Raw genomic sequence first — 17,069 nt, forward strand, 5'->3', positions numbered from 1 at the left:
CGCGGTCAGGTCAGGCCGTGTGCATCGTCGGCGGCTCGATCACCTTGTTCGCGATCGCGTAGCTGACGGCCTCCAGCCGGGAGTGCACCCCGAACTTGCTCAGGATCGCCTGCACGTGGGCGCGGACGGTCGTCTTGGAGATCCCCATCCGGCGGCCGATCGCCTCGGTCGTCATTCCGGCGACCAGGTACGTCAGCACCTCGTGCTCGCGCGGCGTCACGTACGACGCGAGGAACTGCGCCTGCGCCTGGCCCGGACCGGACAGCCCGAGCGCGTCGCGGAGCAGGTTGTCGTCGCAGTAGATCTCACCGACGGCCACCCGGCCGATCGCGGTGAGGATCTCGTCGATCCCCCGCTCCTTGGACGCCACGCCGCTGGCCCCCGCGGCGACCGCCTTGCGCAGGACCTCCGCGCCGGTCCGCGCGGTGAGCACGAAGATGCGCACCGACGGGTCCAGCGCGGTGATCTGGGCCGCCACCTCGATGCCGTCGGCATCGGGGAACGTCAGGTCCAGCACGCACAGGTCGGCCGCGCCGTCGCGGACCATGTCCAGCAGCTTGCGCGGATCACTGACCACACCGACGACGTGGTAACCGTTGCCCGACAGCACCGCTGCCAAGGCTTCCGCGAAGACCCTGTGGTCGTCGCAGACGATCAACCGCATCGCCGTCCCGGCGCTCACCCGGCCTGCGTCGACGGCAGGAACACCGTGACGCTCGCGCCGCCGAGCTCGGACCGCCCGATGTCCACGCCGCCACCCACGGCCGCGGCCAGCTCGGTCACGATCGACAGGCCCTGCGAGGCCAGGCCGCGCGGACCACGCCCGAAGCCGGGACCGGAGTCGGCCACCTCGACGGTGACACCACCGGAACTCCGGGCACCCACCTGTGCGCCCGGGCGGACCCTGACCTCGACGCGTCCGTCCGGTGCGGCCCGGACAGCGTTCTGAACCAGGTTCCGCAGGATCCGGCGCAACGCCACCCGGCTGATCTCAGCCGGCCCGACATCGGTCTCGCTGACCGCCAGCGCCGCCTCCGTGGTCGGTACCAGTGGTTCGATCACGGACCGGACCAGCCCGGCCACGTCGACCGCCTCACCGCCGTACGAGGTGTCGTCCGGTCCGGCCAGTGCGAGCAGAGCGTCGACCTCCGACGACTCCGCGTCGATCAGCCGCAGCAGCTCCTGACGACGTGCCCCCTCGGGCACCAGCAGCGCTGCCGCGGTGAGCGCCCGAATAGTCGCCAATTGATGCACGAGATCGTGCCGGATATCACTTGGAATGAAATGTGCGCCGGATTGTCCGGCGCGGTTGGAATAATTCGTCGACACAATACTTACGGTCACGGTGCCCCCCACCGTCTGTGGTCGAACGCCCACTCCCACCCATCATGTGCGCCCGTCCCACCCTGAAAATAGGCGTGGTCACTCCCCGTGTCAATCAGTCGTCAGGTCACCGGGAAATGACGTTTCGGGAAATTCTGGAAGTGCCGTTCAGTCACTGGTGGGTGCCGTAATTCACAACGGTCAGCAGAGTTCCGCATAGTGCAGATGAACTAGGCGTCCTCCTCCACGGGCCGGATCCGGAAGCGGCCGCCAGGCCCGACGATGGAGCTTCGAGCGCCGTCGAACCCGTGGGGGGAAGTCACGATGACCGGCCGTACAACACACTCCGCACGTCGTACCGTGGTGACAGCAGTCACCGCGGTTCTGGCGTTGCTGATCGGACTGGTCGTGGCCGCGCCGAGCGCCACCGCGGCCGGCGAACCGAGGATCGACCTGCGGGTCCTGGTCCTCACGGACGGCAGTGAGTGGGTCGGCGCGATCGCGGCCGAGCTCGACTCCGCCGGCGTCCCGTCCACACAGGTCGACCTGCGCAGCGGGACACGTCCCGCGATCACCGCCGCCTACCTGTCCGACACCGTCGCCTCGGTGCCGCGGGCCAAGTTCCAGGCAGTGGTGCTGCCGAACGAGGCACCGACCCAGCTGACCGCGGCGGAGCTCACCGCGCTGCACACCTACGAGGCCGCCTTCGGCGTACGCCAGGTGGACGCCTCGACCTGGGCACACCCCGGCGTCGGGCTGAACTACGCGGAGAACCCCGGGTACGTCGGCACGCTGGACGGGATCACCGCCACGGCGACGACGGCCGGCAAGGCCGAGGCCTTCAAGTCGCTGGACGGACCGGTCGGCTTCGAGAACCTCGATCCCGCCGTACTGGAGAGTGACGGGTTCATCGCCCGGCCGCTGCCCGACAACGCGGCCGCCGGCACGTCGTACCGGATGCTCGTCTCGGCGCCGATGCCTGGCGTCACCGAGCAGGGGTCGCTGGTCGGTGTCTACACCCACGAGGGCCGCGAGGAACTCGTCATCACCTTCACCTACAACGTCTACCAGCAGCAGTTCCAGTGGATTGCCTCAGGCATCATTTCCTGGATGACCCGCGGCATCCACCTGGGCTACGAGCGCAACTACTTCTCGGTCCAGGTCGACGACGTCTTCCTCGAGGACCTGCGCTGGAGCAGCACGGCGAACTGCACCCCGGGCGACGTCTGCCCGCCCGGTACGCCGATGAACGAGCCGATCAAGATGACGCCGACCGACGTCGACGTGCTGAAGACCTGGCAGACCACGAACGGGATGCCGCTCGACCTGGCGTTCAACGCCGAGGGCGCGGTGCCGAGCGATCCGCTCACCACCAGCCTGCTGACGAACAAGGCGTCGTTCCGCTGGCTGAACCACACCTGGTCGCACCTGTACCTGGGCTGCGTGCAGGACTTCAGCGTGATCCCGTGGGTCTGCCAGACCGCGGGCGGCCAGATCCAGTACGAGCCGCAGACGGTGCTGAACAACGAGATCGGGCAGAACCAGACCTGGGCCACCACCAACGCGGTGACCATCGACCCGGGCGAGCTCGTCACCGGTGAGCACTCCGGGCTGAAGTCGTCGCCGCAGATGGCGGTCGACAACCCGAACCTGGCCCCGGCGCTGACCGCCCGCGGGATCGACTACGTCGCCTCGGACGCGTCCCGGGAGCCGGCCCAGCGCGCGATCGGCAGCACGCTGACCGTGCCGCGGTACCCGATGAACATCTTCTACAACGTCGCCAAGGCGGCCGAGGAGGTGGACGAGTACAACTGGATCTACACCAGCCGTGCCAACGGCGGGTCCGGGATCTGCGAGGACAACCCGGCCACCTCGACCTGCATCACGCCGCTGGACGTGAACACCGGCTTCGCGTCGTACATCGTGCCGATCGAGATCCAGAACGCGACCCGGCACCTGCTCGGCAACGACCCGCGGCCGCACTACGCGCACCAGTCGAACATCACCGAGGACAGGATCCTCTACCCGGTGCTGGACGGCGTCCTGTCGCGGTACGACACGGCGTTCGCGAACAACGCGCCGCTGCTGCACCCGACCACGCGGGAGTCCGGCGTGCTGCTGCGCCAGGCCGACCTGTGGAAGACGGCGCGCAACTCGGTCACGGCGTACGTGGTCGGGAACACCGTCACCGTGCAGAACACGGGCAGCGCGGCGACCGTGCCGGTCACGATGCCGGAGGGGACGCTGACGCTGACCTCCGGCGGCACGACCGGACCGGCCTTCGGTACGGCGTACGCGGGTGAGCGGTCGAGCCAGGTGGCGTTCGCCGCCTCGCAGACGCAGAGCTACCGGCTGACGGCGGGCTTCCCGGTCACGCCGACCGCACCGGACGCTCCGGCGATCGGTACGGCGACCGCCGGCAACGGGACCGCCACGGTGGCGTGGACCGCGCCGGCGTACAACGGTGGCTCGGCGATCACGGGCTACCAGGTGCGGGTCTACCGGAACGGCGCACTGGTCAGCACGCAGACTGCTGCGGCCGGGGCGACCAGTCTGGCGATCACGGGACTGACGAACGGTTCGCCGCATCAGTTCTCGGTGGCGGCGGTGAACGCGATCGGCACCGGTGCCTTCTCGGTGCTGTCGAACACGGTGACGCCGTCGGCACCGGCCGGACCTGGGGTTCCGGGGATCGGTACGGCGACTGCTGGGAACGCTACTGCTACGGCGGTGTGGACTGCTCCGGCCAGCAACGGTGGATCGGCGATCACCAGCTACAAGGTGCGGGTGTACCGCGGGACGACGCTGATCAACACGCTGAACGCGGGAGCTACCGCGACCAGCCTGGTGATGACCGGGCTGATCAACGGGCAGCCGCACCAGTTCTCGGTGGCGGCGGTGAACGTGCTGGGGACCAGTGCCTTCTCGGCGCTGTCCAACACGGTGACGCCGACGGCGCCGACTGTGCCCGGCGTACCGGGGATCGGTACGGCGACTGCTGGGAACGCGACCGCGACGGCGGTGTGGACTGCTCCGGCCAGCACTGGCGGGTCGGCGATCACCGGCTACAAGGTGCGCGTCTACCGGGGAACGACGCTGATCAACACGCTGAACGCGGGAGCTACCGCGACCAGCCTGGCGATGACCGGGCTGATCAACGGGCAGCCGCACCAGTTCGCCTTCGCCGCGGTCAACGCGATCGGGACCGGTACCTTCTCGGGCAAGTCGAACACGGTCACCCCTGCGCCGACCGGCGCAGTCCCCGGTACGCCGGGGATCGGATCGGCCACCGCCGGCAACGCGACAGCGACTGCCAAGTGGACCGCTCCGGCCGGCAACGGCGGCTCGGCGATCACCGGCTACAAGGTGCGCGTCTACCGCTCCGGCACCCTGATCAACACGCTGTCCGCCGGTGCGACCGCCACCCAGCTGGTGATGACCGGCCTGATCAACGGCACCCCGCACCAGTTCTCGGTAGCAGCCGTCAACGCCATCGGCACCGGCGCCTTCTCGGGCCTGTCGACCGCGGTGACCCCGAAGGGAGCACCCGCTGCCCCGACCGTCGGTACGGCGTCCGCCGGAGCCACGTCGGCCACCATCCGCTGGACCCTGCCAACCAACAACGGCGGCTCAGCCATCACCAGCAACCTGGTCCGCACCTACCGGGCAGGCACGCTGATCAACACCAAGACGGTGGCCGCCACAGCCACCAGCGTGGTCAACACCGCCCTCATCAAAGGCCAGCCCCACCGCTTCACAGTGGCCGCGGTCAACGCCCAGGGCACCAGCCCGTACTCAGCCCAGTCCAACCAGGTGATCCCCACCTGACCAACCGACTAGGCAAAACGCCGCCGCTCCCTCGGAACCTTCCGAGGGAGCGGCGGCGTCTTACCCGGCACCCGCACCGGCCACACCATCTGTACCCGGCCGGCCACACCGTCTGCACCGCACCGGCCACACCATCTACAACTGTCTTCCGGCCGCCGCGGCGTCAGCCACAGCGAACGCGCCCGGCCGCAGGCGTGCCGGCCTGTAGTTAGTCCGTCTGAGTGACCTTCCGAAGCCCGCGGGGCGCATCCGGGTCGAGGCCGAGTTTGCGGGCCAACGCCTCGATGGCCCGCTGGGCCGGGATGACAAGCGCCAGCGGGGCGAGCGTCTCGGGCAGGTCCGGCCCGGCCAGGTTCACGTCGCACAGGCTGGCGAACTTGGCGTCGCCGCCGATCCCGAGGATCTTGCTGCCCTTCTCGCGCACGATCGTGGCGAGCTCGGTCATGCCGGGGAGCGCGGGGCCGTCGGCGGCCGCGACCAGGATGGTGACGAGGTCGGCGTCGACAACAGCGATCGGGCCGTGCTTGAGGTCGGCGTACGAAAGACCGCGCACCGGCTGCAGGCAGGTCTCCTCGAGCTTCAGCGCCACCTCGAGCGTCGTACCGAAGGTGAGCCCGCGACCGCTCGACAGTACGTCGTGCGCGCCGGCGAGCAGATCGGCAGCAGCCTCGACCGACCCCTCCAGCATCTTCGCCGCGGCATCCGGCACCCGCGCGATGTCGGCGTCGAGCGTCCCCGGCTTCTGCGCCAGTGCGTCGACAGCGACCGTGATCGCCGCCAGCTGCGTCGTGTAGGTCTTGGTCGCCGGCACCGCCAGCTCTTTGCCGGCCTGCGTGATCAGCGCCACGTCAGCAGTCGACGCCAGCGGGCTGTCCGCATCGTTGGTGATCCCAACGATCGCGGCGCCGTTCCGCTTGGCCCACTCGGCGGTGTCGACGATCTCCTGCGTCGCGCCGGACTGGCTGACGGCGACGACCAGCGAGTTCGACAGGTCGAGGTTGGCGCCGTACAGCGTCGCCACCGATGGCGCCGCGAGCGAGGCCTGCCGCCCGGCGTGGATCTCGGTCAGGTACCGGCCGTAGACCCCGGCGTTGTCGGAGGAGCCCCGGGCGAGAAAGATCACGTTCCGGCGCCCGGCCGCGAGCCGGGTGATGTCGTGCCGGCTGGGCAGCACGTGCTCGAACGTCGCGGCCAGGGCGGCCGGCTGCTCGGCGATCTCGCGGGCCATCTGGGTGGCAGAGGCGGGGACAGACACCACTGGGATCACTGGTCCTATCTGGTCTTAACAGGTATGCTGCGCACGATAGCAGTGAGCGGTCGTCCGGGGCACCCCCGCGGGCAACGCCGAGGTCTGGAGGATCGAGATTCGATGGTGGCTACCAAGCGGGCCCAGGTCCGGTCGGTGCTGGAACGGCTGATCGACGTCGAGCTGCACCCCGGCGACCCGATCCCGTCCGAGCGTGCCCTGGTGGACAAGCTGAACGTTTCCCGGGTGACCGTACGGCAGGCGATCAGTGACCTGGTCGAGTCCGGCGCGCTGGAACGCGTGCACGGCAAGGGGACGTTCGTCACCGGGCCGCAGGTCGACTCCCAGCTGCACCTGACCTCGTTCTCCCGCGAGATGCGCGCTCGCGGGCTCGAGCCGGGCACGGTGGTGCTGTCGGCCACCGAGATCGAGGCCTCCGACGAGACCGCCAAGGGGCTGCGGGTGGCGAAGGGCACGAAGGTGATCCGGGTCGAGCGGCTGCGCACCGCCGACGCGTCCCCGATGGCCTACGAGGTCGGCTACTACCCGTCCGCGCTGTTCCCCGGCCTGCTCGGCCGCGAGCTCGGCACCCTGTACGACGTCTTCGCCAGCGAGTACGACGTCGTCGTCACCTCGGGTGAGCAGACCGTCCGGGCGGACAACGCCGACGGTCATGTCGCCCGCGTCCTCGGCGTGGCCCGGCGGGCACCCCTGCTGGTCCTCGAACGGACCACCTTCGCCGGCCGCAAGGTCGTCGAGCTGTCCTGGTCGGCCTACCGCGCCGACCGCTACCGGTTGCACATGGCCCTCACCCCGCGCGGCCCCCGTACCGGTTCCTCCACCTGATCCCACTGGATCGGTCCTGTTGTTCCACTGGTCTGTTCCCCTGCTGTTCGCTCCCCGGTCACCCGGCCGGTTCAGCAGGTGGCCCGCCGAGTACGACGAGGTGCCCGGCGGCAATACTGGAGCTCAACCCACATGAACTTTGCTGTGAGGAGTACCGCGAGACATGCCTATTGCCACCCCTGAGGTCTACGCCGAGATGCTGGACAAGGCCAAGCAGAACAGCTTCGCCTACCCGGCCATCAACGTCAGCTCGTCGCAGACGCTGACCGCCGCGATCCGCGGTTTCGCCGAGGCGGGCTCGGACGGCATCGTCCAGGTCTCCACCGGCGGTGCGGACTACCTGTCGGGCTCGACGATCAAGAACATGGTCACCGGCTCGGTCGCGCTGGCGGCGTACGCGCACGAGGTCGCCAAGAACTACGGCGTGAACATCGCGCTGCACACCGACCACTGCCCGAAGGACAAGCTGGACGGCTTCGTCCGGCCGCTGCTGGAGATCTCCGCCGAGCGCGTCGCGCGCGGCGAGAACCCGCTGTTCCAGTCGCACATGTGGGACGGCTCGGCCGTTCCGCTGGACGAGAACCTGGAGATCGCCAAGGACCTGCTGGCCCGCGCGCACGCGGCCCGGATCGTGCTGGAGATCGAGGTGGGCGTCGTCGGTGGTGAGGAGGACGGCGTCGCGAACGAGATCAACGACAAGCTGTACACGACGGTCGAGGACGGCCTGGCCACGGTCGAGGCGCTCGGCACCGGCGAGAACGGCCGCTACCTGACCGCGCTCACCTTCGGCAACGTGCACGGCGTCTACAAGCCGGGCTCGGTCAAGCTGCGGCCGGAGATCCTGAAGGAGATCCAGGACGCGGTCGGCGCGAAGGTCGGCAAGGAGCGCCCGTTCGACCTGGTCTTCCACGGCGGCTCGGGCTCGACGCTCGAGGAGATCCGCGCCGCGGTCGACCACGGCGTGATCAAGATGAACGTCGACACCGACACCCAGTACGCCTTCACCCGCCCGGCCGCCGCCCACATGTTCAGCAACTACGACGGTGTGCTGAAGATCGACGGCGAGGTCGGCAACAAGAAGGCCTACGACCCCCGCGCCTGGGGCAAGGCCGCCGAGGCCGGCATGGCCCAGCGCGTCGCCGAGGCCTGCGAGAACCTGCGTTCGACGGGCACCTCCCTCAACGCCTGAGCACAAGCCCTGATCAAAAGCACAGAGAAGTAAGTTCTGACGGACCCGCTGCCTTGGGCAGCGGGTCCGTTGCTTTCAGCGGACCAGGAGGCCTCCCCAGGCGGGTGCGTAGAACGGGGTGGTGGACTGGCAGTCGGTGATCGGGGCGTCGGTGGAGCTGAAGCCCCGGAGCCAGCCGAGGCGGTCGGTGGGGCCGTCTTTCAGGGAGAAGGAGACTGGCTTGCCGATCTGAGTTGGGTCGGCGGACTTGGTGACGACTCCGGTGGCGACTGCTACTGGGCCGCCTACGGCCAGGCAGGTGATGCGGCCCTGGAAGTCGGCGACGGGTCGGCCGTTGGGTTTGTGGTGTGTGAAGTGGAAGGCGCCCTTGACCTGCAGGGCGTTGTCGCCGGGGGCGATGCGTGCGGCGAGCGTGACGCGTAGCGGGTCGGAGGACTGGGGAGCCTTGCCGCCGAGGACTGCCAGGACGTTCGTACCGGTGGTGCCGGACTTCAGCTCGACCTGCTCGGAAGAGGGTGCGGCCGAGGAGGACTGCCGGCCGCGGTCGCCGTGGACGTGGAAGTTGCCCCAGGTGACGGGGAAGTGTGGCGCGGTGCCCTGGAGGCGGCTGACCGGGGCGTCGAAGAAGCCCCACACCCAACCGATCCGGTCCTGACGCCCGCCGTCGTACACCGTGAGCGCGATCTCCTTGCCGAGGACCTCCTGCGGTACGCCGGGATGCTCGGCACGGTCGATCACGCCGGTGACGATCCCGACCTCGTCCACGGCGTACAGGCTGGAGACCTTGCCGCTGAACTCGGCGACCAGGCTTCCGTCCGGATTGCTGTGGACGACGTGGAAGGTGCCATTCGGCTTCAGCGGGTCGTCGCCGCGGGCATCGATCGCGAAGCTCACCGGATCGCCGGCGTACGGTCCCCACTCCTCGCCGAGGACTCCACCGGCCTTTCCCTTCACCTCCATCGTCGAGGTGGGGGAAGCGCGGAGGGGTGCGGTCGCCGGATCGCTGGGGGCGGACGATGTCGCCTGGGCTGCGGTTCCGGTGAGGGCGGCGAGCAGGCTCGCGGCGGCCAGGCCCGCGGCGGTGGTGCGGAGGACTCTTCGACGGGCGGACAACACTGGTTCGGCTCCTTCGGTTCGGTTTCTTCAACCAGCGTGGTCGTTCTGGGCGCGGGGGAGATCCCTCCAGGGAGTGAACGGGCTAGCTCGGACGGGGGATTCGGCCCCGATTCACGTGGCGTCGGCGGGTGGGGTCGAAGGGCCTGACGGCCGTCGAGCGGAGGGCTCTGGCGAAGGTTGTGCGGATCTCTTCGACGACGGCGGGTGGATCGTCGAGGTCGGGCCAGGAGATCCAGCAGTAACCGGCCGGGGAAGGGTCGGCGGGGAGGCCGGGGCGGGGGACGCCGAAGGCCCGGTCGGCGGCTTCGGCCAGGTAGGCCGCCAGGGCGGGGATGGTGGTTTCGTCGGGGGCGTTCGACCAGTACGGGCGGTGTGGCTCGAACTCGACGACGGTTCGCTCGGCCGGGAACCACAGGGAGCAGCCGACCTGGTCGGCGTCGACGCCTGGTGGGGGAGACGAGGACGGCGTGGGGAGCCCGGCATCGGCGAGGATCACGCGCAGGCGGGATTCCGCGACCGAGGCTGAATCAGGCGTGGCCCGGGCGACGACGGATCTCGCTTGCTCGACTCCTTCGGTCAGGTGGTCGGTTGCTTTTCGGAGCGCGGTGGGCGTGGCGAGACCCGTGTAGAGGCTGGCGTCGGCGACAGCCTGGGCGGGAGCAGGTGGACAGGTTGCGGCGACCTCCGCGACGGTGCGCGGAGGGGAAGTCACCCGCAGCCCGTTCCACACCACCACGCCGGGCCCCAACGGGCTCCGCACGTGCCGGACGACGTCGTCCTCGACACTCCGCCTGGCGTCGGTGCCGCGGCCGGCTCGCCTGGTGCCGGCGCCACGACCCGCCCGCCCGACGGCGGCAGCCCGGTCCCTCGGCGTACGGTCCACACCGCCGACCCCTCGGCCGCGGAGTACCTCGGGGACCTCCTCCAAGGTGAGGTGCACCTTCGACAGGTCGAGGCCCCACAGCGGCAGGCCGTGGAGAGCCGCGGCCGACTGGTGGCTGGCAGTGCGCCCCGAGGACTCGCGGAGCAGCTGGAAGGTTCGCCGGACGTGCAGGGTCTCGTCGGTGACGAGGGTCAGGTCGCGGAAGGCGGCGTACCGGCCGGGGCGGATCCGGCGCCAGCCGCCGGTGCTGAGCAGGGAGTCGATGTCGGGGTCGGAGTAGCCGCAGGCGCGGGCGTCGGCGCGGGTGAAGACGCCGCCACGGATCGCGCGGAGCACGTTGAGGTTTGGGTTCACACCTCAGAAGATGCCGCGATCAGCCCTTCGTCCGGCGACCTTCACCGCGGCTGTGGACGACCCCGGAAAAGGGCATAAAAAAGGCCCGTCATGTCACGATGACGAGCTCCGCGCGGGTTGGCACCCAGGGTTGCCACAGCAGGGGCATGTTGGCCTCGGACGGCGTCCGGTTGCCCTTCCGCTCGTTGCAGGCGGCATGGGCGGCGACCGCGTTCAGCCACTCCGTGCGGCCGCCCCTGGACCTCGGTTGGACGTGGTCCATCGTGTCGGCGTTGTCCAGCCCGCAGTAGGCGCACCGGAACCTGTCCCGCCGCAGTACGCCGTGCTTGCTGTACTTCATCCGGCCGGCCGCGTACCGCCAGTGGGTGACCACGTAGCGCACCAGGCGCAGCACCCTGGGGACCGGAAAAGGGCCGATGGTCCGTTCGCCGTGCGCCTCTTCGACCACCGCGACCTCACGCACCAGCATCCGGATGGCGTGCTGGATCGAGACGGTGTGCAGTGGCTCGTACGACGCGTTCAGGACGATGACACTCATCCGGTGCCTCCTTTCCGGCCGTAGCTGGGAACCACGGCGGTACGACGCAGGGTCTCAAGCATCCGTGGCCGGTACGTGAACGGTCAACGGATTTCGTCAGACGGTCACGTGCCGGGCCGGCAGCGTGATCGGCGAAGATGTGCCTATGGAATTGAACAATCTGCTGAGCGGTCCTCCCGAGACCCTACTCCCCGAGGACCCGGCCGCGGCGGAACTCGCCGCCGGACTCGCTCCGGTGGACGCCGCCGCCAAGTACCCCACCTCCTCGCTGGCCTGGTCGGAGCTGGCCGAGGCTGCCTTCGCCGACGGCCGGACCATCGAGGCCTACGCCTACGCCCGGACCGGTTACCACCGGGCACTCGACCTGCTCCGCCGCAACGGCTGGAAGGGGCACGGCCCGGTCCCGTGGGAGCACGAGCCGAACCGCGGCTTCCTGCGCTGCCTCGCGGTGCTCGGCAAGGCGGCGGCGGTGATCGAGGAGAAGGAAGAGGCCGAGCGCTGCGCCACCTTCCTGCGCGACTCGTCGCCGACGGCGGCCGACGTCCTGAGCTGACCGTCCCACCGCCCCCCCGTCGCATTTGGTGGGTGAACCCACCAAATGCACCGTTGGCCCACCGGAAATCGATGGGTCAACGGGCCACCTGATGGGTCAACCCATCAATTGCCTTGGTGCGGTGGGTGGTGGGGGGACAGGATCTGCGGGGTGACCAGTCCTTACGCGCAGTCCGGGTACCGCGTCGGCTTCGACTGGGGACCAGCCGGTGCCGCCGCCGTGCCCGGAGCGCTCGTCGCGGTCGTCGACGTCCTCTCGTTCACCACCTCGGTGACGGTCGCCGCCGACCGCGGCATCACGGTCCTGCCGTACCGCTGGCGGGACAGCAGAGCAGCCCAGTACGCCGAACAGCAGGCCGCTGCCCTGGCCGTCGGCCGCTCGGAAGCCGGCCCCGACGGCATCAGTCTGTCTCCGGCGACCATCCGCCGGGCGAAGGACGTGCACCGCCTGGTCCTCCCGAGCCCCAACGGCTCCACCATCTCCCAGCAACTTGCAACCACCGGCTCGACAGTCGTGGCGGTCTCCCTCCGCAACGCAGCCGCTGCTGCAAGGTGGGTGGGAAGGAGCCTCGCGCCCCCGACCGCAGCCGACTCCGTCGGCGCGGGTGCGGCACCCCTGGCTGCAGCCGACCCTGTCGCCTGGGGCGTAGCGCCTCAGGTGGTTGCCATCGCCGCTGGTGAGCGCTGGCCCGATGGCTCCCTGCGCCCTGCTGTGGAAGACCTCTGGGGTGCAGGTGCTTTCATCGCCGCTCTGCAGGACCTCAAAGTCGGCCCGCTCTCGCCGGAGGCGGCAGCGGCCGCGGCGGCGTACCGGGCGGTCGCCGCGGAGCTGCCGGAGCAACTGCACGACTGCGCCGGCGGGAGAGAGTTGATCCAGTACGGCTACCCGCAGGACGTGGCGATCGCGGCGGAGGCCGGCAGCAGCGCGGCGGTTCCGGTCCTGCGGGCCGGCGCCTTCGTAGCAGATCGAGCACGCTAGAACAGGGCAAGACCGCCGTCATCGACGGGAGAAGGACGAGCCAGACCGCTGCATCAGCTGCAAGCCCGCACTGGGCAGCGCCGTCCACTTGCCGCCGCCCTCCGCGCGGTCAGGTCCGGGCTCGGGCGCGCAGGCGGCGGAGGACCAGGCCGAAGACGCGTTCCGCGGGGATGTAGCCGATCTGGCGCGAGTCGTAGCTCTCGCCGGGGTTGTCGCCGACGACCAGCAACCGACCCGCCGGGACGAGTTCGCCGTCGCGAAGTTTGCCGGCAGCAACTTCCGGAACACGATCGCCGGGCAGGGCGACGACCCGCTTGACGATCCATCGCCGATCGGTCTCGCCCGGCCCGGCCGGCGGTCGCTGCCAGGGGACGGTGACACCGTCGACGACAGCCACGCCGGCGTCGTACGGGGACTCGAGGACGACGAGGTCGCCGAGGCGCAGCGGGCGTGGGGAGCGCCAGGTGAGCAACCGGTCCTGGTCGGACAGGGTCGGCTCCATGCTGTGGCCGGCCACGGTCACCGTGGCCAGGCGCCGCCCTGCCGTGCGCGCCGCGACGAGTCCAAGCAGCGTGCCGAGCCCGAGCAGCGTGCCGAGGCCGAGCCGGACGGCAGTCCTTCTTCTTCCCGGCATCGCGTCGGGTATCCAATCTGTGAATGTCAATGCCTTGCGGATGGCAACAAGCGGACTCGGTGCCCGAAGTCTGTTTCCTGCCAAATGTGGTGCTCCAATTCTCTGGCCGACCGGTGAGAATCGCCGGTACTCTCTTGCCAGTTATCCGCCCTCCCCGGAAAGGAATAACACATGGTCAAAGCATTGCAGAACCTGGGTGATCGTCTCGTCGGACGACTGGTGCCGGAGGTCGTCGCGGAAGCCGGCGTCCAGGACTACCAGGTGAGCTGCGGTTGTGTCTGGGACTCTCCAGGCTATGTCAAGAAGGTCAAGAACTGCGTGGGCAGCAGGTGCGGCGCCTGCTACAGCGTGGGTGCCTGCTAGCACCTCCCGCACCTGACCGTGCGATGTCGGTGGCGGGAAACCTGCCGTCGCCGGCATCGTCAGTTCCTGCTGCGGCACGGAAGGGATTATGTCGTACCTGTTCCTGGCGTGTTCCGTCATTCTCAGCTTCGTTTTCGGAATGTCTTCGGCGAGCAAACTGGGGCGTTCCGCATTCCGGGATTTCGTCGCCTCGGCCGGCCCGCTGAAAATACTGCCGCGGTCATTGCGCCCGCTGGCCTCGCGCGTGGTCGTGTCGTCCGAGATCGCGTTGACGGTGGTGCTGCTGGTCGGAGCGGGGTCCGCTGCCCTGCCCGCGCTGGTGCCGGTCGCGGTCGTGGCGCTCACGGCCGCCGCGGCCTTGCTGCTGGTCTTCACCGTCGCCATCGTGGCGACGCTGCGCCGCGGCGGGCAACAGGCCTGTCGCTGCTTCGGGGCCAAGGCGACACCGCTCGGCCCCGCGCACGTGGTGCGCAACGTTTTGCTGCTCGCGGTCGCGCTGGCCGGTCTGGTCGCCGTGATCGCAACCGAACCGTCGGTTGAACCGGGCGGCGCCGTGCTGGCCGGCGTGGCGGGTCTGGTGGTCGGGCTGCTGGTGACGCGCTTCGACGACCTGACCGACTTGTTCGGCACCCCCGAAATCTCCGCCCGTGGTCGTTGAGGCCCGGCGTACTCGACAAGGAGAAGGTCTTGGCAATCCTGGCTGCCGCGGTGGTTCTGGTCGGTGTTCTCGTGCTGCTCGACCTGCTGCTCACTCTCGGGCTGATCAAGCGGGTGCGTACGCACGCCGAGTTGCTCGACAAGCTGGTCAACGCGGCGCCGGGTCAGGCGATGGAGCCCGGGCAGTTGCCGGTCGGCAGCTTGCTCGGCGAGTTCACCGCCACCAGCTCCGAAGGGCTGGAGATCTCCCGGGAATCGTTCGACGACGGCGTGGTCCTCGGCTTCTTCTCGACCTGGTGCGACACCTGCGCCGAGCAACTGCCCGGCTTCCTGGCGTACGCCGAGCCCTTGGGCCGGGAGCGCGTGCTGGCCGTCGTTCACGGTGACGACGCTCAGCTGGTCGACCTGGTCGCGACCTTGTCGAAGGTGGCGCAGGTCGTGGTCGAGCCTGAGAACGGACCGATCGCCCGGGCCACCGGTGTCCGGGCCTTTCCGACGATGGCCGTCGTCGACAAGGCCTGGCGGGTGACTTCCAGCGGCTACTCGACGGAGACACTCGCGGCTGTCGCGCTCCGATGACCGATCGCGGTGCCGCGCCCGAGCCCGAGGTGGGTTCGGTCAGGTCGCTACTGGCCGGTGCCGTCGAGGCGCTGGTGGTGGCTTGGCGGGCCGCGCCCGGTGGTTTCGTCGGCTACGTGCTGGCAAGTGTGGTCAGCGGGCTCGCGCCGGTGGCGGTCGCCTGGCTGATGAAGCTGGTCCTCGACCGGCTGACCACGGGGACCGCTCCGACCGGTGAGCTGACGTTGCTCGCGGTCGGCCTTGCCGTCGCCGGTCTGGCAGTTGCGGTGACGGGCGAGCTGGTGCGATACCTCGCCGCCGAGGTCGCCCGGCGCGTCACCGTGCTGACCCGGGACCGTCTCCACGAAGCCACCGGCCGGATGACCGGACTCGCCAAGCTCGAGGATCCCGCGTTCCGCGACCGGTTGCGGATGGCCGAGCAGCACAGTCAGTCCGGTCCGATGATCATTCTCGACGCGGTGATCGGCAGTGTCCGCTACCTGCTCACCCTGGTCGGCTTCGTGGTCACCTTGGTGGCCCTGAGCCCGCTGATGGCCGCTGTGGTGATCGCCGCCGCGCTGCCCGGCCTGTACGCCGAACTGAAGCTGAGCCGGCGTCGTGCGGAGATGATGGCGGGGCTCACTCCGACCGAGCGGCGTGAGTACTTTTACGGCGACCTGATGACCGGCCTGGAAGCGGCGAAGGAGATCCGCCTGCTCGGCCTCGGACGGCTGTTGCGTGGCCGGATGCTCACTGAGCTCCGCAAGGCGAACGCGAGTCGGCGGCGGATGGACCGGCGTGAGCTGCTGGTCCAGGGCTTGCTCGGTGCCCTCGGTGCGGTGGTGTCCGGGGCCGGCCTGATCTGGGCAATCGTTGCCGCTGGCAACGGACGCTTGACGGTCGGCGACATCTCGGTCTTCGTGGCCGCCCTGGCCGGTGTGCAGGCCGCCTCGACGGCCTTGGTCAGCGGCACCGGGATGGCGCACAACGCTTTGCTGATGTTCGCGCACTTCCGGGAGGTGACGAGCGAAGGGCCCGGTCTGCCGGTGGCCGCGGAGCCGGTCCCGGTGCCCGACCTGCGGCACGGCATCGAGTTCCGCGATGTCTGGTTCCGCTACAGCGACGACCATCCGTGGGTTCTCAGTGGTGTCGACCTGTTCATCCCGTTCGGACAGGCGACGGCGCTGGTCGGCCACAACGGCGCAGGCAAGAGCACCTTGGTGAAGCTGCTCTGCCGCTTCTACGACCCGACCCTCGGGGTGGTGTGCTGGGACGGTATCGACCTGCGCGACCTGGAGGTGACCGAGCTTCGCCGACGGCTCGGCGCGGTGTTCCAGGACTTCATGTGTTACGAGCTGACCGCCGCCGAGAACATCGCCTTCGGTGAGGTCGACGGTACGGCGGAACTTGCGCCGGGCCATCGGCCACGCGTCCGGGAGGCCGCCCACCGGGCCGGTATCGACAGCACTCTGGAGCTCCTGCCGCGCGGCTACGACACCATGCTGTCGCGGATGTTCTTCAACGAGCAGGACAAGGACGACCCAGCGACCGGCGTGCTGTTGTCCGGTGGCCAGTGGCAGCGCGTCGCCCTGGCTCGGGCCTTCCTGCGGGACCGGCGGGATCTGCTGATCCTCGACGAACCGACCTCGGGGCTGGACGCGGAGGCCGAGCACGAGATCCACACCAGCCTCGCCGCTCACCGCGCGGGCCGTACCAGCGTGCTCATCTCGCACCGGCTCGGGGCAGTGCGGGACGCCGACCGGATCGCCGTACTGGTCGATGGCCGCGTCGCCGAGTTGGGCAGCCACGACACCCTGGTGTCCACAGGCGGCACCTACGCCCGCCTCTTCGAGCTCCAGGCCGGCGGGTACTCCACCGCCTGACCGACGAGTCCTTGTGCTGTGGTGCCTGGGTTGTCGTAGGATCAGGTGTCAACCAAAGTCTCGAAGTACTGCCCGTTGACAGAGCCGGCAGGCGGCGTGCGTCCCCGCTTCCTGCCAGAA

Annotated in this window: 15 protein-coding genes; 8 read left to right on the plus strand and 7 right to left on the minus strand. The window is 69.5% G+C overall.

Features of this window, described 5'->3' with window-relative positions; genetic code table 11:
• Window positions 1-10: 10 nt before the first annotated feature.
• Complete coding sequence (locus tag ACLQ2O_RS05110; RefSeq protein ID WP_425827681.1) at window positions 11-682, minus strand: response regulator transcription factor; 672 nt, start codon at window positions 680-682, stop codon at window positions 11-13.
• Window positions 679-1,245 (minus strand): sensor histidine kinase, encoded by a 567-nt coding sequence (locus ACLQ2O_RS05115; protein WP_425827683.1) that lies wholly within the window; start codon window positions 1,243-1,245, stop codon window positions 679-681. Before ACLQ2O_RS05115 ends, ACLQ2O_RS05110 begins: the two co-directional genes overlap by 4 nt.
• A 402-nt stretch (window positions 1,246-1,647) precedes the next feature.
• On the opposite strand from ACLQ2O_RS05115, the gene ACLQ2O_RS05120 reads away from it, so the two are divergent.
• Window positions 1,648-5,151 carry a fibronectin type III domain-containing protein gene (locus tag ACLQ2O_RS05120; protein WP_425827685.1) on the plus strand — a complete coding sequence of 1,168 codons (3,504 nt, stop codon included), beginning with the start codon at window positions 1,648-1,650 and terminating at the stop codon, window positions 5,149-5,151.
• A 208-nt stretch (window positions 5,152-5,359) separates the two neighbouring features.
• On the opposite strand, the gene ACLQ2O_RS05125 is transcribed toward ACLQ2O_RS05120, so the two are convergent.
• On the minus strand, window positions 5,360-6,406 hold the full coding sequence (locus ACLQ2O_RS05125) for an SIS domain-containing protein (protein ID WP_425827687.1): 1,047 nt from the start codon (window positions 6,404-6,406) through the stop codon (window positions 5,360-5,362).
• 114 nt (window positions 6,407-6,520) lie between these two features.
• On the opposite strand from ACLQ2O_RS05125, the gene ACLQ2O_RS05130 reads away from it, so the two are divergent.
• Together ACLQ2O_RS05130 and fbaA are read left to right on the plus strand one after the other, a co-directional pair.
• Entirely contained in the window at window positions 6,521-7,243 is a 723-nt protein-coding gene (locus ACLQ2O_RS05130; protein ID WP_145803939.1) for a GntR family transcriptional regulator, read from the plus strand.
• A gap of 163 nt (window positions 7,244-7,406) precedes the next feature.
• Window positions 7,407-8,432, plus strand: coding sequence for a class II fructose-bisphosphate aldolase (fbaA, locus tag ACLQ2O_RS05135; RefSeq protein WP_425827690.1), 1,026 nt, complete (start codon window positions 7,407-7,409; stop codon window positions 8,430-8,432).
• A 75-nt stretch (window positions 8,433-8,507) separates the two neighbouring features.
• On the opposite strand, the gene ACLQ2O_RS05140 is transcribed toward fbaA, so the two are convergent.
• From ACLQ2O_RS05140 to ACLQ2O_RS05150, 3 genes are all read right to left on the minus strand, one after another.
• Window positions 8,508-9,548, minus strand: coding sequence for a hypothetical protein (locus tag ACLQ2O_RS05140; RefSeq protein WP_425827692.1), 1,041 nt, complete (start codon window positions 9,546-9,548; stop codon window positions 8,508-8,510).
• Between the two features lie 82 nt (window positions 9,549-9,630).
• Window positions 9,631-10,785 (minus strand): type IV toxin-antitoxin system AbiEi family antitoxin domain-containing protein, encoded by a 1,155-nt coding sequence (locus ACLQ2O_RS05145; protein WP_425827694.1) that lies wholly within the window; start codon window positions 10,783-10,785, stop codon window positions 9,631-9,633.
• An 88-nt stretch (window positions 10,786-10,873) separates the two neighbouring features.
• Complete coding sequence (locus ACLQ2O_RS05150; RefSeq protein WP_425827696.1) at window positions 10,874-11,323, minus strand: HNH endonuclease; 450 nt, start codon at window positions 11,321-11,323, stop codon at window positions 10,874-10,876.
• Between the two features lie 145 nt (window positions 11,324-11,468).
• Here ACLQ2O_RS05150 and ACLQ2O_RS05155 point away from each other — a divergent pair, with 145 nt between their 5' ends.
• Complete coding sequence (locus ACLQ2O_RS05155) at window positions 11,469-11,876, plus strand: DUF3151 domain-containing protein (protein ID WP_425827698.1); 408 nt, start codon at window positions 11,469-11,471, stop codon at window positions 11,874-11,876.
• Between the two features lie 150 nt (window positions 11,877-12,026).
• Entirely contained in the window at window positions 12,027-12,854 is an 828-nt protein-coding gene (locus ACLQ2O_RS05160; RefSeq protein WP_425827700.1) for a 2-phosphosulfolactate phosphatase, read from the plus strand.
• 109 nt (window positions 12,855-12,963) lie between these two features.
• Here ACLQ2O_RS05160 and ACLQ2O_RS05165 read toward each other — a convergent pair whose 3' ends face one another.
• Window positions 12,964-13,488: a S26 family signal peptidase gene (locus ACLQ2O_RS05165; RefSeq protein WP_425827702.1), complete on the minus strand. Its 525-nt coding sequence runs from the start codon at window positions 13,486-13,488 to the stop codon at window positions 12,964-12,966.
• A 451-nt stretch (window positions 13,489-13,939) separates the two neighbouring features.
• Here ACLQ2O_RS05165 and ACLQ2O_RS05170 point away from each other — a divergent pair, with 451 nt between their 5' ends.
• The 3 genes from ACLQ2O_RS05170 to ACLQ2O_RS05180 are packed head-to-tail and all read left to right on the plus strand — an operon-like array spanning window position 13,940 to window position 16,949.
• Window positions 13,940-14,509, plus strand: a complete 570-nt coding sequence (locus tag ACLQ2O_RS05170) for a MauE/DoxX family redox-associated membrane protein (protein ID WP_425827704.1) — start codon at window positions 13,940-13,942, stop codon at window positions 14,507-14,509.
• 29 nt (window positions 14,510-14,538) lie between these two features.
• Window positions 14,539-15,087, plus strand: coding sequence for a TlpA family protein disulfide reductase (locus tag ACLQ2O_RS05175; RefSeq protein ID WP_425827706.1), 549 nt, complete (start codon window positions 14,539-14,541; stop codon window positions 15,085-15,087).
• A complete protein-coding gene (locus ACLQ2O_RS05180; RefSeq protein WP_425827708.1) occupies window positions 15,084-16,949 on the plus strand; it encodes an ABC transporter ATP-binding protein in 1,866 nt (621 codons plus the stop codon). The genes ACLQ2O_RS05175 and ACLQ2O_RS05180 overlap by 4 nt, the downstream gene beginning before the upstream one ends.
• The last annotated feature ends 120 nt before the right edge of the window (window positions 16,950-17,069 follow it).

This window comes from Kribbella sp. DT2 (genome assembly GCF_049844575.1).
Classification (GTDB): Bacteria; Actinomycetota; Actinomycetes; order Propionibacteriales; family Kribbellaceae; genus Kribbella.

Coding starts and splice junctions, on each gene's coding strand:
- ACLQ2O_RS05120 (WP_425827685.1), top strand. CDS start 1,648: ATGACCGGCCGTACAACACACTCCGCACGTCGTACCGTGGTGACAGCA.
- ACLQ2O_RS05130 (WP_145803939.1), top strand. CDS start 6,521: ATGGTGGCTACCAAGCGGGCCCAGGTCCGGTCGGTGCTGGAACGGCTG.
- fbaA (WP_425827690.1), top strand. CDS start 7,407: ATGCCTATTGCCACCCCTGAGGTCTACGCCGAGATGCTGGACAAGGCC.
- ACLQ2O_RS05150 (WP_425827696.1), bottom strand. CDS start 11,323: ATGAGTGTCATCGTCCTGAACGCGTCGTACGAGCCACTGCACACCGTC.
- ACLQ2O_RS05155 (WP_425827698.1), top strand. CDS start 11,469: ATGGAATTGAACAATCTGCTGAGCGGTCCTCCCGAGACCCTACTCCCC.
- ACLQ2O_RS05165 (WP_425827702.1), bottom strand. CDS start 13,488: ATGCCGGGAAGAAGAAGGACTGCCGTCCGGCTCGGCCTCGGCACGCTG.
- ACLQ2O_RS05170 (WP_425827704.1), top strand. CDS start 13,940: ATGTCGTACCTGTTCCTGGCGTGTTCCGTCATTCTCAGCTTCGTTTTC.
- ACLQ2O_RS05180 (WP_425827708.1), top strand. CDS start 15,084: ATGACCGATCGCGGTGCCGCGCCCGAGCCCGAGGTGGGTTCGGTCAGG.